Origin of the sequence: Phenylobacterium montanum, from assembly GCF_018135625.1 — a bacterium.
GTDB classification, from domain to species: domain Bacteria; phylum Pseudomonadota; class Alphaproteobacteria; order Caulobacterales; family Caulobacteraceae; genus Poindextera; species Poindextera montana.
Genome location: NZ_CP073078.1, coordinates 3,091,906 through 3,118,280 on the forward strand (window position 1 = coordinate 3,091,906; position 26,375 = coordinate 3,118,280).

Sequence of the window (26,375 nt, forward strand, 5' to 3'; positions counted from 1 at the left end):
CGAGCCATGCCGCACCGGATCCACATCACCGGCGCTTCCGGCTGCGGCGTGACCACCCTGGGCGCGGCCCTGGCCGGGCGGCTGGGGCTGGCGCACCTGGACACCGACAGCTTCTATTGGCTGCCGACCGATCCGCCGTTCACCGACAAGCGGCCCGTCCCGGAGCGGCTGGCCCTGCTGGATCAAACCTTCGCCGATGCGCCGCGGGGCTGGGCGCTGTCGGGGTCGCTGGACGGCTGGGGCGATCCCTTGATTCCGCGGTTCGACCTGGTGGTGTTCCTGCAGGTCCCGACCGAGATCCGCATGGCCCGCGTCATCGCCCGCGAGCGCCAGCGCTTTGGCGCGGCGATCGATCCAGGCGGCGCGATGCACCAGGCGTCGCAGGACTTCCGGGCCTGGTGCGCGGGCTATGATGCGGGCGGCATGGCGGGGCGGAACCTCCAGCGTCATCTGGCCTGGCTCGAGGCGCTGCCCTGCCCCGTCCTGCGGCTGGACGGAACCGAACCTACGTCGGCGCTGGCTGAGGTCGTGACGCAGGCGATCGGCCGATGAGCACCCGGCTCCCCGCAGCCGGCGATCAGGTACGCGGCGAGCCCCTGGTCGGCCTCAACTGGGCCGGCGCGGACCTGAGCGATTGCCGCTTCGAGGACTGCGTGATCGAGGACCCAGCATTTTCCGAGACTGTGCTGGTCGGCGCGCGCTTCATCCGCTGTCGGCTGCTGCGCTGCCGTTTCGCCAACGCAGACCTGCGCGAGGCGGTTTTCGAGGACTGCGCCCTGGCCGACCCCGTCGCGCGCCAGGGGCCGGTGTTCGCCTTCAGCCGGCTGGACGAGGCGGCGTTCCGGCGCTGCGACCTCAGCCTCGCCCGGTTCGACCGCTCCAGCCTGCACGCCATCGTGCTGGAGGACTGCAATCTGCGGGGGGCGCGGTTCGAAAAGGTCGACTTCTCCCGCACGTTCGGTCGCAAGGTGATGACCACCCAGGCCAGCTTCCGCCGCTGTAGGCTGGACCTGGCCGACCTGTCGGGCGCGCGCCTGCCCGGCTGCGAGCTTTGCGAATGCGACCTGCGCGAGGCGGACCTGTCGGGCGCGGACCTGACCGATGCGGATCTGCGCCGCTCGAACCTGTTCGGCGCGATCCTGGACAATGCGCGGCTCGGGGGCTCCGACCTGCGCGGGGCCGAGGTCAGCGGCCTGGACCTGACCCGCCTCGCCGCCCGCGAAGGCCTCAAAATCACGCCGGACCAGCAATATCCCCTGCTCGACGCCCTTGGGATCGACGTGCAGCCGGATTGAGGGCCGAACCTTCCGGCGTCCCAGCCCCACCGTCCCGCTAGAATACCCCCAAGGCCAGCCCCGCGGCCAAGGCGGCGCCCAGTTCCTCGCCGCGCAGCAGCTCTGCGGCGCCCACGGTCTTGGGCGCCAGTATGGCCTCGGGTGTCTGGGCGTGGGTGCAGACGACGATCGGCTCGGCCACGGCCTTCAGCCGCCAGCCGGCGGCGATCCGCTCGATCTGGCGCAGGGCGTTCTGGCCGTCGCTTCCGGCGCAGATCACGGCCGCATAGGGCCGCCCCTGGATACGGTCGAGCACGGGATAGTAGCTGCGGTCGAAGAAAAATTTCATCCGCCCCGCCAGGGCGGCCAGCATCTCGGGCGTGGCGAAGACATAGCCGTCCGCCGCCAGCACATCCTCCGGCCCGGCCTCGCCGGCGTACAGCAGCCGGACCGCGACCTCGTCTTCACCGCCGGCTCCCCGCGCCACCGCCTCGGCCATCTGGCGCGTGGCGCCGGTGACTGTGTCGTAGACGATCAGCAGGGTCTTCACGCCGTCAGGCCGGTTCGCGGGCGGCGCCGATTTCGTCCCGGATCGCGGCCAAAAGCTCGTCCGAACCCATGCTGTATTCGCCGCTACCCGCGTGCAGGGCGTGCTCCGGCGGCACCACCTCAGGCCCGGCGCCGGCCGGCAGCGGCGGGGTATAGTAGCCCAGCGCATAGGAGCCCATGGCGTAGCCGATCAGCGCCTGCAGCTCCGGATCCAGGGTCGCGGCGATCTCCGGCGGGCACGACAGGTACTGGTTCTCCTCCTGCCGCAGCCATCCCAGCGCATAGGTGATGTTCAGGCCCCAGCGGTCGGCCTGACTGTCGTTGGCGCCGCCGCCGTGGAACACCCCGCCGGTATAGACCAGCACCGAGCCCCGCCGCATCTCGGCGCAGGTGACCGCGGCCGGATCGGGGACCCGCTCGTCGGGCCAGGTGACCGATCCGGGCGCGACCTGGGTCGCCCCGTTTTCGCGGGTGAAGTCGGTCAGGGCCCAGATGGTGTTCAGCTGCGGCTCGACATCCTTCAGGTGCTTGCCCCAGGCCCAGCGGTCGCGGTGCAGCGGCTGGGCGACCTGGCCGGGCATGATGCGGATCAGCTGGGTCAGGTGCAGCTGGTAGCGCTGGCAGAACGGCAGCAGCAGGCGGTCGCACAGGGCGCGGATGCGGGTGTCGAGCACCCGCTCCCGCGTCAGCGGCGACCTGGCCACCAGCGCGCCGGTGCGCGTGGTGTTGAAGCCGCTGAACACGTCCCGCCCCGGCTGGGTCGCCTCCACATAGGGCCCGATCTCCGCGACCAGGGCGTCGACCGCCGCCTGATCCAGCACATCGTCCAGCACCAGCGCCCCGTCGCGCGCGAGCGCGGCGAAGAGGTCGTCGGGCGACGTATCGGCGGGGAAGTGGGCGAGGTCTGGCATGGCGAGCTCCCTGTACCCGGAACTGTCGCCCAGCCAACGCCGCTCGGCAACTGGCCGCATGGAGCGGATGCTTGGCTGCCGCTCAACTTCGCTGCAAACGGGTCAGGGCAACGGATCGTCGTCGCCGACATCGGCCAGATAGCCGCCGCGGATGCTACGCAGGCGCCGCCGCTTGAAGGCTCGGCTTTCAAATAGGCGGCTGAGGTCTAGCCGTTCGAATGGCGAGACAAAGAACAGGAAAAGGATCCGCAGCAGAATTCTCATATCGTCCGCGCCACCTGATCCCCCAAGGCGTAGCCGAGGCTGAGACGATGATCCAGGGTGCTTCACGTCTCTCATAGGTGGAAGGCCATCGAGGCGATGAGCACCACGGCGAGCGCGCCGGCGGCGGCCAACCCAAAGCCCATGGTCAGTCCGCGCACGCGATTGGAAAGCAGGCGGCGGAACCGCTCGGGGTCTTCGTCGCGGCGGACCTTGATCGCGCTATAGCCCCGGCGGACAATGACGCCCTGCTTCTTGGCCGCCAGATAGGGCAGCAGGTCACGAAATCCGAAGTATAGGCCGGCGAAAAACGACCCAACCCCAAGCGCGAAAATCCGAAATGCCCACACCGATGGCGTCATCCCTGGCTTCTGTGCGCGCTGCTCAAGATCGCGTGGCTCGCCATTTTCGAGCGGCTTGAACCGCAATGAACAACAGAAGCAGCCCGCAGAACGCCATCCAGAGCCGGTTCCAGCCCGTCAGCAGATCGTGTCCGCGCGTCAAGCGAAACAGCAACGCCGGAACGACTAACGCGGACAAGCCTAACTGCTTCCAGGTCAGTCGCTCGAGCGCCACGCGGCGCGCTTCGGTCGCCGAGCGGCCCGGCGTCGCGGGTAGTCGGCCGCCCAAGGCTCTCACCGGTGCATACCAGAGCCAGTAGAACGGGCCCATAAAGCCGCCAATGCAAAGGGCGACTATGGGGGCGATTATCCATTCGGCCACAGACCTATTCTCGCCGGTCGAATAGAACGCTGCGGCCAGTACTAAGGCCACCGTCACACCAGCCGATACCCAGGTGAGGATCGTGACTCGCCGACCAAATTCATGGACGAACCGATCGCGTTCCCCGGACGTCACCCTCACGCCTGGCGCCTTCAGATTGGCGCGGAACAGATAGCCGTCGCCATCCGGCTCGAAACGATTTGCGAAAAGGTCCTTGGTGCGGGTCTGGCTTCCAAACATCGGGCAAGCTTAGCTTTGTGAGCCCAATGTGCAACATCGCTACGGAGCGCGCCCCTCAAACCCTGACCGCCCCCGACACCACCTTGGCGTAGACCGCCTTGGTCAGCTTCACATAGCCCTTGGCCGGGTCGCGCACATAGAGCGGGTGCTTGATCACCGCCGGGTCGAAGCCGTCGGCCACCAGGTCGACCTTGCGGTACTTGAAGGTGCCGGTGACCTCGATCTGCGGCTGCAGGCGCAGGAACACGGGGCGCGCATAGGCCGGAAGCTGCTCGTCGGCCAGGGCGGCCAGGGCGGTGATGTCGAAGCTCTTGTCCACCACCAGCGAGGCCATGCCGGCGCGCCCGTCCTGCTCGCCGACCTTGACCCCATAGACCGTGGCCTCCAGCACCCCCGGAACGCCGGAGAGGATGCCGGCCACCTCGCTCGTGGAGACGTTCTCGCCCTTCCAGCGGAAGGTGTCGCCCACCCGGTCGACGAAATAGAAATAGCCCTCCTCGTCCTGGCGCATCAGGTCGCCCGTGCGGAACCAGGCGTCGCCGGGCTCGAACACGTCGCGCAGGATCTTCTTCTCGCTGGCCACCTTGTCGGCATAGCCGGCGAACTCGCCGCGCACGTCGCCGCCGATGTGGCCGACGCATTCGCCCACCTCGCCCGGCGCCGTCTCCTGGCAGCGGCCGTCCAGTCCGCGCAAGGGGGCTTCGGTTTCGACATCGAACTTCACCAGCCGAGCGTTGAAGCGCTTCTTCACATAGGCCGGGATGCGGCCGATCGAGCCCGGCTTGCCGTCGAAATTGAAAAAGGAGACGTTGCCCTCGGTCGAGCCGTAGAACTCCAGGATCTCGGGGATGCGGAAGCGGTCCTTGACCGTACCCCAGACGTCGGGCCTGAGCCCGTTGCCGAAGGCGAGCCGCAGGCGGTGGCCATGCTCGGCCTCGCTCTCCGGCTGGTTCACCAGATAGCGGCACAGCTCGCCGATATAGACGAACAGGGTGCATTTCTCGGCCGCGACGTCGCTCCAGAAATGGCTGGCCGAGAACCGGCTCTTCAGCACCACCGAACCGCCGTTGAGCAGCGCCGCGCCCATGCCGCAGAGCCCGCCGGTGGCGTGGTACAGCGGCAGCACCTGGTAGAGGCGGTCCTCCTTGTGCGCCCCGGTCGCGCCGGCGAAGCCGCGCATGTAGAGCTGGGCGCGCATGTGGGTGATCTTGGCCGCCTTGGGCAGGCCGGTGGTGCCGCTGGTGTAGATGTAGAGCGCCACGTCGCGGGCGGTCATGCCGGCCCGGGTCGAGCGGTCGGGGCGCAGCTGGCTGCAGCTCTTCAGGGCCTTGCCGAGGTCGCGCTGGTCGCCGACGGCGGGGCCCAGGGTCCACAACACCATGTGGCGCGAAAGGCTCTCGCGCACCGAGGCGAACACCGGGGCGGTCTCCGCGTCGGCGATCACCTGGGTGGCGCCCGAGATTTCCAGGCAGTGGCTGAGCTGCGAGCCGGTCAGGTTGTTGTTGATCAGGGCGGTGGCGACCCCGATCTTGCTGAGGCCGTACCAGATCGACAGGTAGTCGATGCGGTTGGGCAGAAACAGGGCCACGGTCTGGCCGCGCCTCAGGCCATGCTCTTGCGCCCAATGGGCGTAGCGGTTGGCGACGCCGTCCAGCTCGGCATAGGTGATGGTGCGCTCGCCGAAGGTGATGGCCGGCCGCTCGCGCCATTGGTCGACCGCCGCCTCGAGGTCGTCGCAGATCAGGTTGGGCGAATCGGCGGCGATCGAGCGGACCCGCCGCAGGGTCCGGAGCAACCCGCGCAGGAACCGGACTTCACGCTGGACCCGCGCCTCGAACTTCATGCAAGCACCCTCCGCGGGGCAGGATGGCGGGACGGCGCCCGCGCGGTCAAGGCGACCGTTTGCGCCTTTGAGCTCAGAAGTGGAATCAGGCTTCGGGGGGGGCCCAGGCGCCGCTGTCCTCGCCCTGGCCGGGCACGACGCCCTCGTTCTTGTGGATCGCCCAGTGCAGGCCGACCACCGCCCCCTTGACCCTGGGCAAGAGGATCAGGGCCAGCGCCCCGACGGTCGGCAGGGCCACGGCCAGCACCAGAACCGGGTTCAGGGTCCAGATCACCGGCAGGACCACTAGGGGCGCGATCACCACGTGACCCAGGATCAGGATGGTGAAATAGGGCGGGGCGTCGTCGGCCGGGTACTGGCCATTGTCGTGGCCGCAGGCGGCGCAGGGACTCTCGACCTTCAGATAGGCGCGGAACAGCCGGCCCTGGCCGCAATGGGGGCACTTGCCGGCGAAGCCGCGGGCCATGCCGCGCCATAGATTGGGCTTGCTCATCCAGGGCTCCTGAAGGCCGCCTTGCCGGGGCGAGGCTGCGCTGGCTAGATACGTCCAGGACCTTGCCAAAGCCAGAACCGATCGCATGACATCGCGCCGCAGTCTCCTGATCCTGGCCGCCGCACTGGCCGCCGCGCCGCCGCTGGCGCGCGCCGAGGAGCAGAAGAAGAAGGGCGGCGGCCTCACCTACCTGCAGCTTCAGACCCTCTCGGCCACCGTGCTGCGCGGCGACGGCCGGCGGGGGGTGATGACGGTCGAGGTCGGGGTCGACATCCCCAACAACGGGCTCAGGGCCCGGGCCCAGATCTCCCAGCCCCGCCTGCGCGCCGCCTATGTCCAGGCCCTGCAGACCTACGCCTCGGGCCTCGGGCCGGGGGCGCCGCCTGACGCCGACTACATATCGCGCATGCTGCAGACCGAGACCGACCACGTCCTGGGCGGCCCGGGCGGCAAGCTCCTGCTGGGCACGATCCTGATCAACTGAGGCGGCGGCTCAGGCCCCCGCCGCCACCCGCCCCCCGATCCAGGCGCCCGCCTCGGCGATGGCGCGGCGGCCGGCTGCGAGCATGGCGTGGAAGAACGGCCAGACGTGGATCATCTCGGGCCAAGCCTCCAGCCGCACCTCGACCCCGGCCAGGGCGGCGCGCTCGGCCAGGGCCGTGGCGTCGGTCAAGAGCACTTCCTCCGAGCCCACATGGATCAGCATGGGCGCCAGGCCCGAGAGGTCGGCGAACAGGGGCGAGACCAGAGGTTCGTTCGCTGCGGCTCCGGCGCGATAAAGACCGGACATCTCCTCCAGGCCGGCCGGGTTGCAGATCGGATCGCTCGCCAGTTTGGCCGTATGAGCGGCGCCCGACTGGGTGAGGTCGGTCCAGGGGCTGATCGGATAGAGGCCGGCCGGCTGCGGCAGGCCCTTGGCTTTCAGCGCCACCGCCGTGGCCAGGGTCAGGCCCCCGCCTGCGGAATCCCCGGCGATGACGATCCGCGACGCCGGCCAGCCCTGCTCCAGCATCCAGCCATAGGCGGCCACGGCGTCGTCCACCGCCGCCGGATAAGGATGCTCGGGCGCCAGGCGATAGTCCAGGTTGATGGCCACCGTCCCCGCCGCTTCGGCAAGGCGCGCCACCATATGGGCGTGGGTGGCGGCGCTGCCGATCACATAGCCGCCGCCGTGCAGGTAGAGGATCGCCGCGCCCCGGTCGGCGCCGCGCGGGGTCATGCGCTGGGCGGGAACCCCTCCGGCCGAGATCGGCTCGACCTCGCAGCCGTCCGGCAGGGGAATCGAACGGCCGAAGGCCTCGTAGTCCGCCCGCTGCTTCTCCACCGAGGGCCGCGGCGCGTCCGCCGGCGCCACCAGCCCGGCGAGAACCTGGCGAATCTGGCCGATCTCGGGATCACGATAGCTCACCGCGCTTCCTCCGTTTTCTTGACGCACTATCTAGGCACGGACCGGGGCGCGGCGGTAGAGCGCTCTTCCCGCAGCGGGCCGGGCTGATAGGTTACCGCTGATAAGAATCATCGCCCGCCGGTTCGACGGATGGACGAAGCTGGGGCGAGGATGGACCAGGCGATCGAGATCAGCGAGGCGGAAGGCCCGACGCCGGCGACCGAGCCGACGGCGGAGGCCGCCTACGACGCCTTCGTCTGGGCCAACCTGCCGCGCAACTACGCCGGCAACTACATCCACGGCATGCTCGGCATGACCGGGTTCCGGCTGCTGAACGCCCCGACCTTCATCCCGATCTTCCTGCACGAGCTGTCCGGCTCCGACGCCATCGTCGGCCTGGGCGCGGGCCTTCAGCAGCTGGGCGCCCTGGTTTCGCCGATCATCTCGGCCTCGCAGATCGAGCACCGCAAGAAGGTGATGCCCGCGGCCATGCTGATCGGGAGCCTGATGCGCCTCGCGGTCCTGGGCATGGCGCTGGCCAGCTGGTTCATGCGCGGCATGCCGCTACTGGCCTCAATGCTGGTGCTGCTGTTCCTGTTCGGCATCTTTTCCGGCGCCCAGCGGGTGGCCTTCCAGCTCCTCCTGGCCAAGGTGATCCCGATCGTGCGGCGGGGGCGGTTGCAAGCCTGGCGCAACCTGACCGGCGGGGCGATCGCCGCGGTGCTGACCTGGGCCGCCGGGCGCTGGCTGATCGGGCGCAACATCTTCGGCCACGGCTATTCGGTGACCTTCGCCGTCGCCTTCGTCCTGACCAGCCTGGGCCTGACCTTCCTGCAGGTGCTGCTGCGCGAGCCCGAGCCGCCGACCCTTCGATCCCGCGTGCGCATGCTCGACCGCCTGCGCGATTTCCCGGCCCTGCTCAGCGACAAGGACTTCTCCTTCTTCATGCTGACCCAGACCCTGGCGGTGGCCGGGCGGTTGGCCGCGCCCTTCTACGTGCTCTACGCCAAGGGTTCGGTGGCGCTGGACGGCCCGACCCTGGGCCTGCTGGGCTTCGCCTTCCTGGGCGCCGACACCGCCTCGAACCTGGTCTGGGGCTATATGGGCGACAAGTCCGGCTTCCGTCTGGCCTGCCTCGCCTCCCTGGCCCTCTGGGTCGGCTCGACCGTGCTGCTGATCTACGCCCACAACCTGCCCATGATCGCCCTGGCCCTGGCCGGCCTGGGCGCCGCCTCGTCGGGCTACAACATGAGCTCGCAGACCCTGGTGCTGGAGTTCGGCCTGCGCGAGGACATCGCCATGCGCCTGGCCTTCTCCTCCACCGCCGAGGGCCTGGCGGCCGCCTTGGGCCCGCTGCTCGGCGGCCTGATCGCCAAGGCCTTCGGCTATTCGCCGCTGCTGTGGATTTCGGCCGGCTGCGTGCTGAGCGCGCTGATCGTGCTGACCCTGATGGTGCGGGAGCCGCGGGGGCGCACGGCTACAGCTTAGCACCCTCGTTCCGTTGTGTATGAACGGCCTATGTTGTGCGGTTCCGGTTGTGATGGAGCCAAGCTTGGCGAATCATCGTCCCGACCACAATCGCCAGCACCGCCGGCTCCAGCCAGGACAGGATAACGGCTTGGTTCGAGCCGAGCGCCATGCCTATGCGGGTCATCCGATGGACACCAAACAACCAACAGATCATCGCAAAGGGCAGAACAAAGCCGCCCAGAAATCCTGACAATACAATCCGCCGCCGTCCCTGCAGGGCTGCTATCGCGAGACCTGCCGCCGCAATGGCGATCGCGATGTGCTGATAGGTGTAGAATTGAGCTACGTGAGCAAGTTCGGCGCTGACAGCGTGCACACGCGGATCGGATATCTGGCTTGCATTCAGATTGTACCAGTCCGCTGGAAGCTCTCTATCGGGCCAATGCATCCTCTGATCCGCTCTTGGCGACGGTCTTCAAGCCGGACGATAGGCGGGAACAACGACTTTGGCCATATCTCACGGCCCCTATGGCCCCACCTCCCGACATCGGCCATTGTCCTACGCTCCAAAACCCATTCTAGTAGCGGTTGCAGGGGATGTTGGTCGGGGGACGAGCTTGGGGAGCGTGATCGGCGCCGGCCTTTCGCCGTCGAAGCTGGACCCCGTAGCGCGGGCGCATGCACAGCTGCTGCGCCAGACCGACCTGCAGTTTGCCTTCACCGGCCCGCCCAAGCTCGCGCCGCCGCCCGGCTGGCTCCTGGCCTTCCTGCGCTGGTTGAAGCACATGGGGCCTGAGCTGAAATGGGTGTTCTGGGCGGGCCTCGCCTTCCTGGCCTGCCTGATCCTCTACCTGGTGCTGCGCGAGGTGATCGGCCTGCGCTGGCCCGGGCGGCGGCGCAAGGCCAAGCCGGCCGCAGCCGCGCCCGACGACTGGCGGCCCAGCGCGGCGCGCGCCCGCACCCTTCTGGAAGACGCCGACCGCCTGGCGGCCGAGGGCCGCTTCGCCGAGGCCGTGCACCTGATCCTGTTCCGCAGCATCGAGGACATCGACCGCCGCTGGCCGCGCCTGGTCCAGCCGGCCCTGACCAGCCGCGACATCGCCCAGCACCCGACCCTGCCGGAGGCGGCGCGGACGACCTTCGCCGGCATCGCCCGGGTGGTCGAACGCAGTTTCTTCGGCGGCCAGGCCATCGGCGCGCCAGAGTTCGAAGCCTGCCGCCGCGACTACCAGGCCTTCGCCCTGCCGGCGGGCGCATGACCAAGGCCCACGCCCGTTCCCGCATCGCGCCGGTGTTCTCGCCAGTAGTCGCCGCCTGGCTTTTGGTCGCGGGCGTGTTCGGTTTCTGCGCCTTTCTGGTGTTGTCGGCCTTCGCCCCGGACCTGAAGAGCGGCTTCGACGGCGGCGCCCACGCCCTGTCGCGCTCGGCGGTGGGTTTCGCCGGGATCGTCCGCCTGCTGAAGGCCGAGGGCGAGGTGGCGACCGTCAGCCGCCGCGTTCCCGGCCAGGACGAAGAGCCGCCCGGCCTGACCATCATCACCCCGGACGTGACCTCCGACGGCGCCGCCCTGGCCAAGCGGGCCGCCAATGGCCGGGTGCTGGTGGTGCTGCCGAAGTGGGCGACCATGCCCGACCCGCGCCAGCTGGGCTGGGTCGAGCCGGTCTCGCTGGTCGACGCGGATTCCGTTCGCCGCCTGGTCAAGCCGACCCTGGGCGCCCTGACCGTGGGCCGCCGCCACGACACCGCCGCACGGCGGCTGATGAGCCCCGGTTCGCCGGCCGACAATGTCGCCACCGCTCCGGTGGTCAGCCTTCAGGTGATCCGCACCGCCGACAATCTGAAGCCCGTGGTGACCGACGACGCCGGCGACGTGCTGCTGGCCGGCAGCGCCGACGGGCGCCTGTTCGTGCTGTCCGACCCCGACCTGATGAACACCCGCGGCCTGCGCGAACTGGCCGGCGCCCGCGCCGCCACCGCCCTGATCCAGACCCTGAAGCCGCGTGGCGAAGGCGTCGTGTTCGACGTCACCCTGAACGGCTTCAACACCCCGCCGAACCTGCTGAAGCTGGCGGTCGAGCCGCCGTTCCTGGGCGCCACCCTGTGCCTGCTGGCCGCAGCCCTGCTGATGGGACTCCACGCCGTCAGCCGCTTCGGCGCGCCAGCGGCCGAGGGACGGGCCATAGCCCTGGGCAAGCAGGCCCTGGCCGACAATTCCGCCGCCCTGATCCGCCTGGCGGGGCGCGAGCCGCACATGGCCGCGCGCTACCTGGAGCTGGCCCGCGCCTCCGTAGTCCGCGAGCTGGCCATCACCAGAGTGCCGGCGGGCGAAATCGACGACTTCCTCGACCGGCTGGCCGAGCGCATCGGCGCCCGCCACCGCCTCGCCGACCTTTCCCGCGCCGTGGCCAACGCCCGGGGGCGAGACGACGCCCTGGCCGCCGCGCTGGCCCTGCATGAATGGAGACTGGAGATGACCCGTGAACCTCAGTGAGGTGAAGGACCTGGCGCAGAAGATCCGCGCCGAGATCGGCAAGGGGGTGGTCGGCCAGGCCGACACCATCGAGCTGATGCTGACGGCGCTGTTCTCCGGCGGCCACGTGCTCCTGGAAGGCCCGCCGGGCACGGCCAAGACCTTCATCGCCCAGTGCTTCGCCCGGGCGGTGAACCTGCAGTTCGGCCGCATCCAGTTCACCCCGGACCTGATGCCGGGGGACATCGTCGGCTCGAACCTGTTCAACTTCCAGGCCTCGACCTTCGCCCTGGTCAAGGGGCCGATCTTCTGCGAGCTCCTGCTGGCCGACGAGATCAACCGCACCCCGCCCAAGACCCAGGCGGCGCTGCTGGAAGCCATGCAGGAGCGCACCGTCACCCTGGACGGCGTCAGCCACGCGCTCAGCGCCCGCTTCACCGTGGTCGCGACCCAGAACCCCCTGGAGCACCAGGGCGCCTATCCCCTGCCCGAGGCCCAGCTGGACCGCTTCCTGTTCAAGCACGACCTCGGCTATCCGAGCCTGGAGGAGGAGCGGGCGATCGTCTCCAGCCACGGGTCCGGGGCGGAGAAGAAGCGCGACCCGGCCAGCTTCGGCGTGGGTCCCGTGGCCGATGCGGCGACCATCGCCGCCGCGGTCGAGGCGGTGGCCCAGGTGCGGCTGAACGAGGCGATCACCGGCTATGTGGTGGCCCTGGTCCGCGCCACGCGGGAGAGCCCGGACTTCTCTGCGGGCGCCTCGCCGCGCTGCTCGGCCATGCTGGCGGTGGCGGCGCGAGCGCGGGCGACCCTGGACGGGCGCGACTATGTGATCCCCGACGACATCAAGGCCCTGGCCCTGCCGGCCCTGCGCCACCGGGTGATCCTGTCCCCCGCCGCCGAGATCGACGGGCGCAAGGTCGACGACGCCGTGCGGCGCATCATCGACCAGGTCGAGGCGCCGCGTTGAGCGAAACGGGCGCCCCGCCCGCGGCGGCCGACGTCGCCTTCTACCCCACCGCCCGCGCGGTGGCGGCCGCCGCCTGTGGCGCGCCGGTGGCCGCCGCCGTGGCCGCCATCGCCCCGCGCTTCTGGCTGGTGGGTCCGGCCTGGCTGGTGCTGGTGGTGGCTCTGGCCCTGCTGGACGCCGCCCTGGCCGCACGACCGCGGGCGACCCGGCTCAGCCTCACGGCGCCCGACGCCGTGCCCGTCACTGTGCAAGGCCGCGCCCTGGCCCAGGCGGCGTTCGAGCATAGAGCCCCGACCGCGGTCGAATTCGCCCTCGAACCAGACCCGCACCTGGTGGTCTCGCCGCGGCGACGAACCGCCAGGACCGAAGAGCGTACGGCGGTCGCCGGCTTCGACCTGGACCCCGTGCGCCGCGGCCAGGCCCGGCTCGGCCGGCTCTGGGCGCGCTGGCGCGGGCCCATGGGCCTGGTCTGGGTCCAGCGGGCCGAGGACATGGCCCACGGCCTCGCCGTCACCCTCAACATCCAGGCGGTCAAGGACGAGGCTCAGCGCCTGTTCTCCCGCGAGGAGTTCACCGGCCCGCGCGAGCAGCTGGACCTGGGCGTCGGCGCCGAGTTCCACGCCCTGCGGCCCTTCCTGCCCGGCATGGACCGGCGGGCCATCGACTGGAAGCAGTCCGCCCGCCACGCGACCCTGCTGGCCAAGGAGTTCCGCGCCGAGCGCAACCACCATGTGATCCTGGCCATCGATTCCGGCCGGCTGATGTGCGAGCCGGTGGCCGGCGCCCCGCGAGTCGACCATGCCCTGAACGCGGCCCTGCTTTTGGCCTATGTCAGCCTGAAGGGCGGCGACCGCGTCGGCCTGTTCGGCTTCGACGCCCGCCCGAACGTGACCAGCGGGGTCCTCTCCGGAGCCAGCGCCTTCACCCACGTCCAGCACCTGGCCGCCCAGATCGACTATGGCGACGCCGAAACCAACTACACCCTGGGCCTGACCGCCCTCTCGGCCCGGCTGAAGCGGCGCTCGCTGGTGGTGGTGTTCACCGATTTCGCCGACTCCACCAGCGCCGAACTGATGCTGGAGAACGTCGGCCGCCTCCTGGCCCAGCACCTGGTGCTGTTCATCGTGCTGCGCGACGACGAACTGGAGAGCCTGGCCCGGCGCAAGCCGGAGACCCCCGAGGACGTCTCCCGCGCCGCCGTGGCCGCCGCCCTGCTGCGCGAGCGCGAACTGGTCAGCGAGCGGCTGCGCCGGCTCGGCGTCCAGATCATCGAAGCCCGCGCCGACCGCATAGGCCCGGCCCTCCTGGCGCGCTATTTCGAGCTGAAGCGGAAGGACGTGCTGTGAGGTCGCGCCATGGCTGAGCTGCGCCTGAAGAGCTCCCGCTTCCGCGCCGAGCGCGAGGCGGACTGGAAGCGGCTGGAGAACCTGCTCAACCGGGCCGAGGGCGGCGCGGCGCGGGTGCTGTCCGACGAGGACCTGATCGCTATCCCCGTACTCTATCGCTCGGCCCTGTCCTCGCTGTCGGTGGCGCGGGCGACCTCGCTGGACCAGAGCGTGGTCGACTATCTGGAGAGCCTGTGCGCGCGGGCCTATTTCTTCGTCTATGGATCCCGCGCAAGGCTGATCGAGCGCATCGGCCGCTTCTTCGCCCACGACTGGCCGGCGGCGGCCAAGGCCTGCTGGCGCGAGACCCTGGCCAGTGCGGCCCTGACCGCCGGGGGAGTGGCGGTCGGCATGTCCTTGTGCTTCGCCGACAGCGACTGGTTCCGCGCCTTCGTCCCGGATGATTTGGCCGCGGGCCGAGGCCCGGCCGCCAGCGCCCAGGCCCTGCGCGCCACCCTGTTCTTGAACCCGCACGATCAGCACCAGATCCAGCCGTGGCTGAGCACGCTTGCCACCTTTCTTTTCACCCATAATGCCCATGTCGCGTTAATGGCCTTCGCCTTCGGCTTCGCTCTCTGCCTGCCGTCGGCGCTGCTCATGGCCTATCAGGGCTGCATGCTCGGCGCATTTCTCGCAGTCTTCATCACTCATGGCCTTGGCGTCGAGGCCGGCGGCTGGCTGGTGATCCACGGGGTGACAGAGATTTCCGCCATCATCCTTGCCGGCGCCGCGGGCATGAGAATCGGCTCGACCCTGGCCTTCCCGGGCGAGCGGGGACGGCTGGAGGCCGTGGCCGCCGCCGGCCGCACAGCCGCCACCCTGATGGGCGGGGTGCTGGTGATGCTGTTCTGCGCCGGCCTATTGGAAGGGATCGGCCGGCAGCTGATCCAGACCACCTGGATCCGCTACACCATCGCCGCCGCCACCGGTGTGATGTGGCTGACCTATCTCTATGGGCCGCGGCCGCGCCGCAACGGAGCCGCCCATGGCTGAGGCCGCCGCCCGCCAGCGCGCCCTGGTGACCCCCGAGGGCATGGACCTTCGCCTGCGCCTGGCCGAGGCCAGCGAGCGCGCCGCCGCCTTCCTGATCGACGTCGCCATCATCATCGGGGCCCTGGTGGTGATGACCATCCTCTGCCTCTGGGGCTTGGCGGCGCTGGGCAAGGACAGCGGGCCGGCCATGGCCGCCATCTGGCTGCTGGGCTTCTTCGTCCTGCGCAACCTCTACTTCATCCTGTTCGAGATGACCCCGCGGGCGGCCACCCCGGGCAAGCGCGTCCTCGGCCTGCGCGTCGCCTCGCGCAGCGGCGGCCCCCTGACGGCCGACGCCATCCTGGGGCGCAACGCCATGCGCGAACTGGAGGTGTTCCTGCCGCTGACCTTCCTGCTGTCGCACATGGAGACCGCCGACGCCTGGATCTCGCTGACCGGCCTGCTGTGGACCGGCGTCTTCGCCCTGATGCCCCTGTTCAACCGCGACCGCCTGCGCGCCGGCGACATCGCCGCCGGCACCTGGGTGGTCAAGGCGCCCAAGCAGAAGCTGCTCAAGGACCTGGCCGAGCGCGACAATGGCGCCCACGCGGCCTTCGCCTTCACCCAGGCCCAGCTCGACGCCTACGGGGTCAAGGAGTTGCACGTCCTCGAAGACGTCCTGCGCCGCTTCGACGCCAAGACTGTCAAGGCGGTGGCCGAGCGCATCCGCAGGAAGATCGACTGGCCCGACAACCCGCACGAATCCGACGGCGACTTCCTCGACGCCTACTACCGCGCCCTGCGTGGCCGGCTGGAAACGCGGCTGCTGTTCGGCAAGCGGCGGGTGGACAAGTTCGATCGGGACTAATTTCCCTTCCCCCCTTGTGGGGGAAGGAGGGGCCCGCCTGCGTCAGCGGGTGGGAGGATGAGGGGTCGCGCTGACCTCTCACAACCCCTCTCCCGCAGCGCCTACCCATCGGAAAGGCTGGTGCGACCCCTCATCCTCCCGCGGCTTCGCCGCGGGCCCCTTCTTCTCCCACAAGGGGAGAAGGGGTAGAGCAACTGGCCTGAAGCAGGAGCCCACCCATGTCCCGCCCCACCAAGATCGGCGCCGCCGCCGCCCTGGCCGAGCTTTCCGGCTGGGCCGCCGCGCCGGATCGCGACGCCATCGTCAAGACCTTCAAGTTCAGGGACTTCAACGCCGCCTTCGGCTTCATGACCCGCACCGCCCTGGCTGCCGAGAAGCTGGATCATCACCCCGAGTGGTTCAACGTCTACAACCGCGTCGAGGTGCTGCTCTCCACCCACGACGCCGACGGGGTCACAGCCCTCGACGTCGCCCTCGCCAAGATCATGGACGAGGCGGCGGGTTCCGGTTCAAACTAGCGTTTGAACGCAAAACCTATCGAGGAGACTCCGATGGCGCAGAACGAAGGCCGCGTGGCCGGCAAAAAAGCCTTCATCTCCGGCGGCGCCCAGGGGCTCGGCGCGGCGGCGGCCCGTCGACTGGCCGAGGAGGGGGCCAAGGTCAGCCTGGCCGACATCAATCTCGAGGGCGCGACCAAAACCGCAGCCGAGATCAACGCCGCCTTCGGCGAGGGGACCGCCTTCGCCTTCCCCCTGGACGTGACCAAGGAGGAGCAGTGGATCTACGCCCTTGAGGAGGCCGACGAGGCCATGGGCGGCATCTCGGTCCTGGTCAACAACGCCGGCATCTCCATCGGCGGCGACATCGAGCACCTGTCCTTCGACGACTGGAAGAAGGTGATGAGCGTCAATGTCGATTCCGTGTTCCTGGGGACCAAGCACGCCCTGAAATACCTGCGCCAGAACCAGCCCGGCTCGATCGTCAACATCTCCTCGATCGCCGGCCTGATCGCGGCGCACAATTCGCCGTCCTACAACGCCTCCAAGGCGGCGGTCTGGCTGCTCTCCAAGGGCATCGGCCTGCACTGCGCCAAGCAGAAGCTGGACATCCGCTCCAACTCGATCCACCCGACCTTCATCGACACCCCGATCCTGGATCCCCTGCGCCAGATGTTCGGCAAGGAGGAGGCCGAGTCCAAGCTGGCCCGCCAGGTGCCGCTGGGCCGCATCGGCGAGCCCTTGGACATCGCCAACGCCGTGCTCTACCTGGCCTCGGACGAGAGCCGCTTCATGACCGGCGCCGAGCTCAAGCTGGACGGCGGCATATCGGCCATGTGAGCGGGCGCCTGCCCATCCTGGGCAGTCAGCGGCCCGAGCGCATGGTGCGGGATTTCGCCCCTTAACCCGATGTTTACCTCGTGCGTCCCAATCGAAGAACGTTGATCGGGCAAAAAGCCCTTTCAGTTCAAGAGATTGTAGCGCGATGAGCGATCGCACCGGCCTGGGCGGCTTCCACATCCTGGTGATCGACGACAATGCGCAGATGCGCACGATCATCGGCACAGTCCTGGCCGCCGCAGGGGTGCGCAACCTGCACTATGCCCAGGACGGGCGCGAGGGTCTGGTCATGCTGGCCCAGCGCCCGATCGACGTGGTGTTCGTCGACCTGGAAATGCCGGTGATGAACGGGCTCGCCTTCATCAGGGCGGCTCGGGCGCTGGAAGGCGACAAGCGGCGCACGCCGATCATCATGCTGACAGGCCACAGCGACACCCCCTCGGTGCTGCGCGCCCGCGATCTCGGCGTCGATGAGTTCCTCGGCAAGCCGGTGACCGCCAAGTCGATCCTGCAAAGGCTGGAGATGGTTATCTTCCGGCAGCGCGCCTTCGTCATCGCCCAGCGCTACGTCGGCCCCGACCGCCGCCGGCGGACGATGCTGAACTATGCCGGCCCCCGCCGCCGCGCCAGCGAACTGGTGGACGTGCTGGAGCTGTAGAGGGCTTGCAGCGGCGCGCCGACGGCTCCAGCCTCCTCCTGGATCAATGGAGGAGGTCGCCATGTCCCTGTCCGGCAAGCGCGCGATCGTCACCGGCGGCGCCTCGGGCTTCGGCGAAGGCATAGTCCGCCGCTTCGCCGCCGAAGGCGCGCGGGTGGTGATCGCCGACCTGGACCGCGCGCGAGGCGAGGCCCTGGCGCATGAACTCGGCCCCTCTATCCGCGCCGTGCGCGCCGACGTCGCCGACGCCGCCAGCGTGGCGGCCCTGTTCGAAGAGGTTCTACCCGGCTGGGGCGGCCTCGACATCCTCATCAACAACGCCGGCCTGGGCGCCGAGCCGCGGCCGCTGGAAGACATGGACGAGGCGGGGTTCGACCGGCTGATGGCGGTCAACGCCCGCTCGGTCTACCTGACCGCCCGCCACACCGTGCCGCTGATGAAGCAGGCGGGCGCCGGCGCCATCCTCAACATCGCCTCCACCGGCGCCGTCAGCCCGCGGCCGAACCTCTGCTGGTACAACGCCTCCAAGGGCTGGATGGTCGCCGCCACGCGGGCAATGGCCGTCGAGCTCGCCCCCTTCGGCGTGCGGGTCAACGCCCTCAACCCCGTGGCCGGCGAGACCCCGATGCTGCAGACCTTCATGGGCGGGGACACGCCCGAGGCCCGCGCCCGCTTCCTGGCCTCGATCCCTCTGGGCCGGTTCTCCACCCCGACCGACATAGCCGCCGCGGCGGCCTTCCTCTGCAGCGACGAAGCGGCCATGATCACCGGCGTCGCCCTGGAGGTCGACGGCGGCCGTTGTCTTTAGGGGTCGCCCGAACGGAGTTCCCGCATGACCGAGCTTGCCGAACATCCGCCCGTGCTGGACCAGGTCCTGCGCCGGATCGAGGACCGCCGCGACGACCTCGTCGCCCTGACCCAGGACCTGATCCGCTTTCCCACCGTCAACCCGCCGGGCGAAGCCTATCGTCCCTGCGCCGAATATCTGGGCGAGCGGCTGCGCCGGCGCGGCTTCGAGGTGACCTATGTCCGCGCCGAGGGCTCGCCAGGCGACTGCGACGCCTATCCGCGGATCAACATGATCGCCCGGCGCGAGGGATCGCGGCCGGGGCCTTGCGTGCACTTCAACGGCCATATCGACGTGGTCGAGCCGGGTCAGGGCTGGACCCTGGATCCCTTCGCCGGGACGCTGAAGGACGGGCGCGTCTGGGGCCGCGGGGCCTGCGACATGAAGGGGGGCCTGGCCTCGGCGGTGATCGCGGTCGAGGCCCTGCTCGACTCAGGGATCGACCTGCCCGGCGCGATTGAGATCTCCGGCACGGTGGACGAGGAGTCCGGCGGCTATGGCGGCGTCGCCTACTTGGCCGAGCGGGGCTGGTTCTCCAGGCCTCGCGTCGACCACGTGATCATTCCAGAGCCCCTGAATGTCGACCGGGTCTGCATCGGCCACCGGGGCGTCTGGTGGGCCGAGATCGAAACCAAGGGGCGCATCGCCCACGGCTCCATGCCGTTCCTGGGCGACAGCGCCATCCGCCACATGAGCGCGCTGCTGGGGCGGATCGAAAGCGAACTCTATCCTGCTCTCGCGCGCCGCCATTCCGACATGCCGGTGGTGCCGGAGGGTGCACGCCAGTCAACCCTGAACATCAATTCCGTGCACGGCGGACAGGCCGAGGGCTTCGAGGGCCTGCCCTCGCCCCTGGTGGCCGACAGCTGCCGCATGATCATCGACCGCCGCTTCCTGATCGAGGAGAGCCTGGAGGACGTCCGCGCCGAGGTCGGCGAAATCCTGACCAGCCTGAAGACCGAACGCCCCGGCTTCGACTATGTGCTGCGCGAACTGTTCTCGGTGGCGCCGTCCATGGCCGACCGCGACGGCCCGGTGGCCACCGCCGCGGCCCGCGCGGTGCGCCGGGTGCTGGGACGCGAGCCGCAGTTCGTCTGCTCGCCCGGCACCTACGACCAGAAGCACGTCGACCGCATCGGCAAGCTGCGCGACTGCATCGCGTACGGGCCGGGCGTGCTGGATCTGGCGCACCAGCCCGACGAGTGGGTCGGCGTGGACGACATGGTCGCCGCCGCCAAGGTCATGGCCCTGGCCGCCCACAGCCTGCTGACCGGCCGGGTTTGAGAAGGGCGCCAAAAGAACCCCCTCCCCCTTGCGGGGAGGGGGCAGGGGGCGGGGGTATCGGCGCGGAGCTCGGCCGTTGCGGTCGCGAGCGGAGTTCAACTACGAACTTCCGCGCACGCACCCCCACCCCAACCCCTCCCCGCAAGGGGGAGGGGCTTTTCGCGGTCCTCCTGACCCTCCTTCTCCTCCTCGCCGCCCCCGCCTTGGCCGCCGGCCGTCTGACCCTCGGCGTCCAGCTCGAGCCGCCGAACCTCGACCCAACCTCGAGCGCCGCGGCGGCGATCAAGGAGGTGACCTTTCCCAACGTCTATGAGGGCCTGGTCGAGCTGGGGCCGGGCGGGGCGGTGCAGCCGCTCTTGGCGACCGGCTGGACCATCTCGCCGGACGGGCTGACCTACCGCTTTCGCCTGCGCCAGGGGGTGCGCTTCCACGACGGGACCCTGTTCGATGCGAGTAGCGTCAGGTTCTCCCTGGACCGCGCCAGGGCCAAGGCTTCGACCAATTCGCAGAAGCCCCGCTTCGCGGTGATCGACCGCGTCGACATCATCGATCCGTATACGGTTGATATTCGCCTGAAGCGTCGCTACGGGAGCTTCCTGCAGGTGCTCGGCTGGGGCGATGCGGTGATGCTGTCGCCGGCCTCGGCCGCGAGCGACGCCGTGCGCCCGGTCGGCACCGGCCCGTTCCGCTTCGCCGACTGGCGGCGCGGCGACTCCATCACCCTGACCCGCAACCCTGACTACTGGGGGCGCCCGGCGAGCCTCTCGGCGGTCACTTTCCGCGTCATCCCCGACCCCTCGGCGGCCCTGTCGGCGCTGAAGGCCGGCGACGTGGACGCCTTCGCCGGCTTTCCCGCCCCCGAGGCCCTGGGCGAGCTGAGGAAGGACCCGCGCTTCGTCGACCGCATCGGTCCCTCGGAGGCCGAGACGCTGGTGGCGTTGAACAATCGCATCCCGCCCCTGAACAACCTCCTGGTCCGCCGGGCCCTGTCCTACGCCATCGACCGCAAGGCGATCATCGCCGGAGCCATGTTCGGCTATGGCCAGCCGATCGGCAGCCACTATCCGCCGCAGGACCCCGGCTATGTCGACCTGACGGGCCTCTATCCGCACGATCCGGCCAAGGCGCGGGCGCTGTTGGCAAAGGCCGGCTATCCAAGCGGCTTTTCCCTGACCCTCAAGCTGCCGCCGCCGGCCTATGCCCGCCGCGCCGGCGAGATCGTGGCGGCCGAGCTGGCCGAGGTCGGGATCAAGGTCCGTATCCAGAACATCGAATGGGCGCAGTGGCTGGCCCAGGTGTTCGGCCGGCGCGACTTCGACATGACCATCGTCGCCCATGTCGAGCCGATGGACTACGACATCTACGCTCGCGACGACTACTATTTCGGCTACCAAAATCCCCGCTACAAACAGCTGCTGACCGAACTGGACGACAGCCTGGACCCGGCCCGCCGCGCGGCCCTCCTGGGCCAGATGCAGCGAACCCTGGCTGGCGACGCGGTCAACCTGTTCCTGTTCGAATATCCGACGCTCGGCGTCTGGAACGCCAAGGTCAAAGGGCTATGGGCGCCAACCCCTGTCAGGACCTTCGACCTCGCCGCCGCCTCCATCGAAGGCGCGCCCGCCGCTGCAGCGGGCCAGCGCGAAGCCCGGCCCGCACCGACCTGGCTGTGGCTGGTCCTGGCTTCGCCCTTCGCCCTGGCCTTCGCCTGGGGCGTCTTGCGGACCGAGCCGGCCTATCTCGCCCGGCGCCTGGCTACCCTGGCGGCGACCCTCGTCGTCACCAGCCTGGTGGTCTTCGCCCTGCTGCAGATCGCGCCGGGCGATCCGGCCCGCTACATGATGGGCCTTTCGGCCGATCCCGAAGCCCTGGCGGCCCTGCGCCAGCAGCTCGGCCTCGACGCCCCCGCGGCGCAGCGCTACCTCGCCTGGATCGCCGGCCTGGCGCATGGGGATTTCGGGATCAGCTACACCTATCGCGTCCCGGTCGGCGGGCTGATCGCCGAGCGGCTGGCCGTGTCCCTGCCCCTGACCCTCTACGCCCTCCTGCTCTCGACCCTCGGCGCCTTCACAGCCGCACTCGCTGCTGCGGCCAAGCCTGGCGGGATCGCCGACCGCCTGTTCGGCGCTCTGACGCCGCTCGGCGTAGCTGTGCCCAATTTCTGGATCGGCATGCTGCTGGTGGTGGTGTTCGCCTCGGGCCTGAAGTGGTTCGACGCCGGCGGCTTCCCCGGCTGGGACAGCGGCGTGCTGCCGGCGCTGAAGGCCCTGACCCTGCCGGCCGTCGCCCTGGCCCTGCCCCAGGGCGCGATCCTGGCCCGGGTGCTGCGCGCCGAGCTGAAGGGCCAACTGGTCCAGGACTATGTGCGCACCGCCCGCGCCAAGGGCCTCACTGCGCGCCAGGTCCTGCTGCGCCACGCCCTGCCCAACGCCCTGATCCCGGCCCTGACCATCCTCGGCCTGCAGGTCTCGTTCCTGCTGGCCGGCGCGGTGATCATCGAGAATGTGTTCTTCCTGCCCGGCCTCGGCCGGCTAGTGTTCCAGGCCATAGCCCAGCGCGACCTGATGGTGGTGCAGAGCGTGGTGCTGCTCTTGGTCTTCGCCGTGGTCAGCATCAACTTCCTGGTCGACCTCGCCTACGCAGCCGCCGACCCGCGGCTGAGGCGGCGCGGATGAAGGCGCCCAGCAACACAGCCCTTTTCACAGGCGCCGCCATCACCCTGCTGGTGATCGTCACGGCTCTCTTGTCCCTGGCCTGGACGCCCTACGCCCCGCAGGACATGGCCGCCGCCGCGCGCCTCGCTCCGCCCAGCCTGGCCCATCCGTTCGGAAGCGACGCCTATGGCCGGGACGTGCTCTCGATGGTGCTGGCGGGGTCGCGCACCGCCCTGGCCGTAGCCCTGTCGGCCGCAGGGCTGGGGCTGGGCGCCGGCTCGGCCCTCGGCCTGCTGGCGGCGGCGCGGGGCGGCTGGATCGACGAGGCGGTGATGCGCGCCAGCGACCTGGTGTTCGCCTTCCCGGCCCTGCTGGTCGCGGTGCTGCTGTCGGCCACCCTGGGCCCCGGCGCGATCGATGCGGTGATCGCCATCGGCCTCTTCAACATCCCCGTCTTCGCCCGGGTGGCGCGCGGCTCGGCGCTGAGCCTCTGGGCGCGCGACTACGTGCTGGCGGCGCGCCTCGCCGGCAAGGGCGCCTGGCGCATCAGCCTGGAGCACATCGCCCCGAACCTGATGGGCGGGCTGATCGTGCAGGCGGCGATCCAGCTGTCGCTGGCCGTGGTCGCCGAGGCGGGCCTTTCCTATGTCGGCCTGGGCGTGCAGCCGCCCGACCCCAGCTGGGGCCGCATGCTGGCCGACGCCCAGACCCTGTTCGCCCAGGCGCCCTGGCTGGCCCTGTTCCCCGGGGCGGCGGTGGCGCTGACGGCCCTGGGTTTCTCCCTGCTGGGCGAAGGGCTGCGTGCGCGCCTCGACCCACGATCGGTGGGGCGCTGATATGCCCCTCCTGGAGCTCGACCGCCTGTCCCTGCGCCTCGACGGGCCGCCGCTGTTGGACGAGGTCAGCCTCACCCTAGAGCGGGGAGAGATCCTGGGCCTGGCCGGCGAGTCCGGCTCCGGCAAGTCGCTGACCGCCCTGTCGATCCTGGGCCTGCCGCCGGCGGGGGCGCAGGTTTCCGGCGCCGTGAAACTCGACGGGACCGACCTCCTGGACCTCGGCGAAGCCGCCATGACCAAGATCCGCGGGCGCGACATCGGCATGGTGTTCCAGGAGCCCATGACCGCCCTGAACCCGGTGCTGACCATCGGCGAGCAGGTGGCCGAGACCTTCCGCGTGCATCAGAACGCCGGCCGACGGGAGGCGCTCCGGGCCGCTGCATCTGTCCTCACCCGCGTCGGCCTGCCGCCGGATCGCTTCCCACTGGGCCGCTATCCGCACCAGCTCTCCGGCGGCCAGCGCCAGCGGGTGGCCATCGCCATGGCCGTGGCCCTGTCGCCCAAACTGATCCTGGCCGACGAGCCGACCACCGCCCTCGACGTCACCACCCAGGCCCAGGTGATCCGGCTCTTGGTGCAGTTGGCGCGCGAGGACGGCGCGGGCCTAGTCCTGATCAGCCACGACCTCGCCCTGATCGCCGAGTCCTGCGACCGGGTGGCGGTGATGCAGGCCGGCCGCATCGTCGAACAGGGCGAGACCGGCGCCTTCTTCCGCGCGCTGACCCATCCCTATTCCCGCGCCCTGGCCGCGGCGGCCGAACCCTCCATTCCAGCGCCGCGACAGCCGCACAGCGGGGCTCCGGTTCTGGAAGCGCGTGAGGTGGCGCGCGACTACCCCGGGCCGCGCACCGGCCTGTTCCGCCGGGCGCCGGCGCACCGGGCGGTGGATCGGGTCTCCTTCGCCATCGCCCCCGGCGAGCGGCTGGGCCTGGTCGGCGAATCCGGCAGCGGCAAGACCAGCCTGGCGCGGGCCGTGCTCGGCCTGGACCCCGAGGCGCAGGGCGAGGTGTGCATCGGCGGCGAACCTTTCGGCCGCGCCGACCAGCGGCGCCTGCGCCGCCAGGTGCAGGCGGTGTTCCAGGACCCCTGGTCCAGCTTCGATCCCCGCTGGCGCGCGGGCCGTATCATCGCCGAGCCCCTGGCCCTGTTCGACCCGCCCCCGACGCCGGAACAGCGCCGGCGCCGGGTCGCGGCGCTCCTAGAGCAGGTGGGCCTCAGCCCAGCAGACGCCGAGCGCTACCCGCACCAGTTCTCCGGCGGCCAGCGCCAGCGGATCGCCATCGCCCGGGCGCTGATCGCCGAGCCCAAGATCGTGGTGCTGGACGAGGCGACCTCGGCCCTGGACGTCACCGTCCGCGCCCAGGTCCTGGCCCTGCTGGACGCGCTTTCGCGAGCGCACAACCTCGCCCTTCTGTTCATCACCCACGACCTCGGCGTGGTGCGGGCCGCAACTGACCGGGTGATGGTCATGCAGGCCGGCCGCATCGTCGAGACAGGCCCGACCGCCGAGGTGTTCGCCCGACCGACCCATCCCTACACGCAGAGTCTCCTGGCCGCTTCGCCCAGCCTGGCGCGCGCCCTCGCTCGCCATGAACAGAGATCGATCCAGGAGGACCCGAAAGCGCTATAGTCCCATGCGTCACGCGAAAGCACGGCCATGAACCACGCCTTGCACAGCCCGGCGCCCAACCAGCGCATCGTCTCCGGCCGCCCGGTCGAGCTGCGGCCGGGGCGCAGCGTGAACCTCGTGGTGCACGAGGGCGACGAGCGGGCTGACGTGACGGTGTTCCTCTGTCACGGCGCCGGGGGCAACAAGAACCAGTGGCGCAACCAGTGGCGGCTCCTGACCGGCCTGGGCTATCGGGTGGTGGCCTGGGACTTCGCCGGCCATGGCGAGACCAGGTCGCCGCGCCACGCGCCGCACTATGCCGGGGCCGAACTGGTCGAGGACTATCTGGCCATCATCGAGCGCTATGGGGCGCGACGGAACATTCTGATCGGCCATTCCTACGGCTCGCGCCTGACCCTGTGCGTACTTTTGGCCCTCAGCGCCGCCGGGCGGTTGCACAAGATCGACCGGGTGATGCTCCTGGGCGCGCCGCCGCCGATCCGCAGCATGGCCGCCGGGCCGATCGCCACCTGGCCCTTGCCGCTGTTGGCCCTGATCCGGCCGCTGCTCAGCCGCAGCTTCAAACGCCTGGCCTGGCATCCTAGCGCCGACCCGGCCCTGGTGGCCTATGAGGAGCGCCAGGCGCGGAGCAATTCGCTTTTCATGATGAAGGCGCTGATGAACCAGACGGCGCCGCTTGAGGCTTCGCGCCTGGCAGAACTGGACCTGCCGATCCTGCTCCTGACAGGCGCCGCCGACGCCCTGACCCCGCCCGCCGGGGCCGAGGCGCTGGCCCGCTTCCTGCCCCAGGCGCGGCTTCACGTGCTGGAGGAGTGCGGCCACCAGGTGATGCTGGAAAAGCCCGGCGAGACCAACGCCCTGATCCGCGGGTTTATAGGGGGTTAGGAAGGCCGATCAGGCCGCCGCGTTGACCCGGCGGCTGGTCCAGTGGGCCACGCGGTTGACCAGCTTCACCGGGTCGAACGGCTTGACGATGAAGTCGTTGCCGCCCACCGCGATGCCGGTGCGTACGTCCTCGACCTCCTTGCGGGCGGTCAGGAAGGCCACGGGGATCGAGCGATATTCGGGAATCCGGCGCAGGCGCCGGCAGGTCTCGTAGCCATCCATCAGCGGCATCTGCACGTCGAGCAGGATCAGCCGCGGATTGACCCGCTGGACCAGGCTCAGGCATTCCATGCCGCTGGAGGCGCCGAAGAAGGTGAAGCCCTGCGACTCCAGGATCGACTCCAGCATCATGATGTTCTCGGGCTGGTCATCCACGCCCAGAACGACCTTACCCCGCCCGGCGGCGGCATCTGCGAACGACATTTGCGACC

The 26,375-nt window shown here is 69.9% G+C and carries 29 protein-coding genes; 19 read left to right on the top strand and 10 right to left on the bottom strand.

All coding sequences use genetic code 11. The features are described from left to right. Positions 1-6: 6 nt before the first annotated feature. Together KCG34_RS13815 and KCG34_RS13820 are read left to right on the top strand one after the other, a co-directional pair. Positions 7-552, top strand: coding sequence for an ATP-binding protein (locus tag KCG34_RS13815; RefSeq protein ID WP_211936229.1), 546 nt, complete (start codon positions 7-9; stop codon positions 550-552). After that, positions 549-1,295: a pentapeptide repeat-containing protein gene (locus KCG34_RS13820; RefSeq protein WP_211936230.1), complete on the top strand. Its 747-nt coding sequence runs from the start codon at positions 549-551 to the stop codon at positions 1,293-1,295. Before KCG34_RS13815 ends, KCG34_RS13820 begins: the two co-directional genes overlap by 4 nt. A gap of 37 nt (positions 1,296-1,332) precedes the next feature. On the opposite strand, the gene KCG34_RS13825 is transcribed toward KCG34_RS13820, so the two are convergent. From KCG34_RS13825 to KCG34_RS13855, 7 genes are all read right to left on the bottom strand, one after another. Further along, positions 1,333-1,824, bottom strand: a complete 492-nt coding sequence (locus KCG34_RS13825) for a flavodoxin family protein (RefSeq protein WP_211936231.1) — start codon at positions 1,822-1,824, stop codon at positions 1,333-1,335. Positions 1,825-1,828: 4 nt separating this feature from the next. Beyond that, positions 1,829-2,734, bottom strand: a complete 906-nt coding sequence (locus KCG34_RS13830) for a phytanoyl-CoA dioxygenase family protein (RefSeq protein WP_211936232.1) — start codon at positions 2,732-2,734, stop codon at positions 1,829-1,831. A gap of 102 nt (positions 2,735-2,836) precedes the next feature. Beyond that, positions 2,837-2,998, bottom strand: coding sequence for a hypothetical protein (locus KCG34_RS13835; RefSeq protein WP_211936233.1), 162 nt, complete (start codon positions 2,996-2,998; stop codon positions 2,837-2,839). Positions 2,999-3,069: 71 nt separating this feature from the next. Next, positions 3,070-3,357, bottom strand: coding sequence for a hypothetical protein (locus KCG34_RS13840; RefSeq protein ID WP_211936234.1), 288 nt, complete (start codon positions 3,355-3,357; stop codon positions 3,070-3,072). A 22-nt stretch (positions 3,358-3,379) separates the two neighbouring features. Further along, positions 3,380-3,958: a hypothetical protein gene (locus KCG34_RS13845; RefSeq protein ID WP_211936235.1), complete on the bottom strand. Its 579-nt coding sequence runs from the start codon at positions 3,956-3,958 to the stop codon at positions 3,380-3,382. 55 nt (positions 3,959-4,013) lie between these two features. Next, complete coding sequence (locus tag KCG34_RS13850; RefSeq protein ID WP_211936236.1) at positions 4,014-5,801, bottom strand: long-chain-acyl-CoA synthetase; 1,788 nt, start codon at positions 5,799-5,801, stop codon at positions 4,014-4,016. An 85-nt stretch (positions 5,802-5,886) separates the two neighbouring features. Then, on the bottom strand, positions 5,887-6,294 hold the full coding sequence (locus tag KCG34_RS13855) for a DUF983 domain-containing protein (RefSeq protein WP_211936237.1): 408 nt from the start codon (positions 6,292-6,294) through the stop codon (positions 5,887-5,889). A gap of 85 nt (positions 6,295-6,379) precedes the next feature. On the opposite strand from KCG34_RS13855, the gene KCG34_RS13860 reads away from it, so the two are divergent. Beyond that, the gene (locus tag KCG34_RS13860; protein WP_211936238.1) at positions 6,380-6,778 is read left to right on the top strand and encodes a hypothetical protein; all 399 of its coding nucleotides are present in this window, start codon (positions 6,380-6,382) and stop codon (positions 6,776-6,778) included. A 9-nt stretch (positions 6,779-6,787) separates the two neighbouring features. Here the strand turns inward: KCG34_RS13860 and KCG34_RS13865 are convergent, their stop codons facing one another. Continuing rightward, entirely contained in the window at positions 6,788-7,702 is a 915-nt protein-coding gene (locus KCG34_RS13865) for an alpha/beta hydrolase (RefSeq protein WP_211936239.1), read from the bottom strand. A gap of 150 nt (positions 7,703-7,852) precedes the next feature. On the opposite strand from KCG34_RS13865, the gene KCG34_RS13870 reads away from it, so the two are divergent. Beyond that, the gene (locus KCG34_RS13870; protein ID WP_211936240.1) at positions 7,853-9,169 is read left to right on the top strand and encodes an MFS transporter; all 1,317 of its coding nucleotides are present in this window, start codon (positions 7,853-7,855) and stop codon (positions 9,167-9,169) included. Positions 9,170-9,197: 28 nt separating this feature from the next. Here the strand turns inward: KCG34_RS13870 and KCG34_RS13875 are convergent, their stop codons facing one another. Continuing rightward, complete coding sequence (locus KCG34_RS13875) at positions 9,198-9,599, bottom strand: hypothetical protein (RefSeq protein ID WP_211936241.1); 402 nt, start codon at positions 9,597-9,599, stop codon at positions 9,198-9,200. A 178-nt stretch (positions 9,600-9,777) separates the two neighbouring features. Here KCG34_RS13875 and KCG34_RS13880 point away from each other — a divergent pair, with 178 nt between their 5' ends. The 15 genes from KCG34_RS13880 (at position 9,778) to KCG34_RS13950 (ending at position 25,944) form a co-directional block, all read left to right on the top strand. Beyond that, positions 9,778-10,410, top strand: coding sequence for a hypothetical protein (locus KCG34_RS13880; protein ID WP_249138346.1), 633 nt, complete (start codon positions 9,778-9,780; stop codon positions 10,408-10,410). Further along, on the top strand, positions 10,407-11,642 hold the full coding sequence (locus tag KCG34_RS13885; protein ID WP_211936242.1) for a DUF4350 domain-containing protein: 1,236 nt from the start codon (positions 10,407-10,409) through the stop codon (positions 11,640-11,642). Before KCG34_RS13880 ends, KCG34_RS13885 begins: the two co-directional genes overlap by 4 nt. After that, positions 11,629-12,588, top strand: a complete 960-nt coding sequence (locus KCG34_RS13890) for an AAA family ATPase (protein ID WP_211936243.1) — start codon at positions 11,629-11,631, stop codon at positions 12,586-12,588. The genes KCG34_RS13885 and KCG34_RS13890 overlap by 14 nt, the downstream gene beginning before the upstream one ends. Continuing rightward, entirely contained in the window at positions 12,585-13,934 is a 1,350-nt protein-coding gene (locus KCG34_RS13895; RefSeq protein ID WP_211936244.1) for a DUF58 domain-containing protein, read from the top strand. The genes KCG34_RS13890 and KCG34_RS13895 overlap by 4 nt, the downstream gene beginning before the upstream one ends. A gap of 9 nt (positions 13,935-13,943) precedes the next feature. After that, positions 13,944-14,966 (top strand): stage II sporulation protein M, encoded by a 1,023-nt coding sequence (locus tag KCG34_RS13900; RefSeq protein WP_211936245.1) that lies wholly within the window; start codon positions 13,944-13,946, stop codon positions 14,964-14,966. After that, the gene (locus KCG34_RS13905) at positions 14,959-15,813 is read left to right on the top strand and encodes an RDD family protein (RefSeq protein WP_211936246.1); all 855 of its coding nucleotides are present in this window, start codon (positions 14,959-14,961) and stop codon (positions 15,811-15,813) included. Before KCG34_RS13900 ends, KCG34_RS13905 begins: the two co-directional genes overlap by 8 nt. Positions 15,814-16,031: 218 nt before the next feature. Then, positions 16,032-16,331 (top strand): 4a-hydroxytetrahydrobiopterin dehydratase, encoded by a 300-nt coding sequence (locus tag KCG34_RS13910; RefSeq protein ID WP_211936247.1) that lies wholly within the window; start codon positions 16,032-16,034, stop codon positions 16,329-16,331. A gap of 33 nt (positions 16,332-16,364) precedes the next feature. Further along, a complete protein-coding gene (locus KCG34_RS13915; protein WP_211936248.1) occupies positions 16,365-17,150 on the top strand; it encodes an SDR family oxidoreductase in 786 nt (261 codons plus the stop codon). 145 nt (positions 17,151-17,295) lie between these two features. After that, on the top strand, positions 17,296-17,808 hold the full coding sequence (locus KCG34_RS13920) for a response regulator (protein ID WP_211936249.1): 513 nt from the start codon (positions 17,296-17,298) through the stop codon (positions 17,806-17,808). Between the two features lie 61 nt (positions 17,809-17,869). After that, entirely contained in the window at positions 17,870-18,616 is a 747-nt protein-coding gene (locus tag KCG34_RS13925) for a glucose 1-dehydrogenase (RefSeq protein ID WP_249138026.1), read from the top strand. Positions 18,617-18,640: 24 nt separating this feature from the next. After that, the gene (locus KCG34_RS13930) at positions 18,641-19,939 is read left to right on the top strand and encodes an acetylornithine deacetylase/succinyl-diaminopimelate desuccinylase family protein (RefSeq protein WP_211936251.1); all 1,299 of its coding nucleotides are present in this window, start codon (positions 18,641-18,643) and stop codon (positions 19,937-19,939) included. Between the two features lie 203 nt (positions 19,940-20,142). Further along, positions 20,143-22,614: an ABC transporter substrate-binding protein gene (locus KCG34_RS13935; RefSeq protein WP_249138027.1), complete on the top strand. Its 2,472-nt coding sequence runs from the start codon at positions 20,143-20,145 to the stop codon at positions 22,612-22,614. Further along, positions 22,611-23,429, top strand: a complete 819-nt coding sequence (locus tag KCG34_RS13940) for an ABC transporter permease (protein ID WP_211936252.1) — start codon at positions 22,611-22,613, stop codon at positions 23,427-23,429. Before KCG34_RS13935 ends, KCG34_RS13940 begins: the two co-directional genes overlap by 4 nt. 1 nt (position 23,430) lies before the next feature. After that, positions 23,431-25,059 (top strand): ABC transporter ATP-binding protein, encoded by a 1,629-nt coding sequence (locus tag KCG34_RS13945; RefSeq protein ID WP_211936253.1) that lies wholly within the window; start codon positions 23,431-23,433, stop codon positions 25,057-25,059. A 27-nt stretch (positions 25,060-25,086) separates the two neighbouring features. Further along, entirely contained in the window at positions 25,087-25,944 is an 858-nt protein-coding gene (locus KCG34_RS13950; protein WP_211936254.1) for an alpha/beta fold hydrolase, read from the top strand. Positions 25,945-25,953: 9 nt separating this feature from the next. On the opposite strand, the gene KCG34_RS13955 is transcribed toward KCG34_RS13950, so the two are convergent. Next, positions 25,954-26,367 (bottom strand): response regulator, encoded by a 414-nt coding sequence (locus KCG34_RS13955; protein ID WP_211936255.1) that lies wholly within the window; start codon positions 26,365-26,367, stop codon positions 25,954-25,956. Positions 26,368-26,375 lie beyond the last annotated feature (8 nt).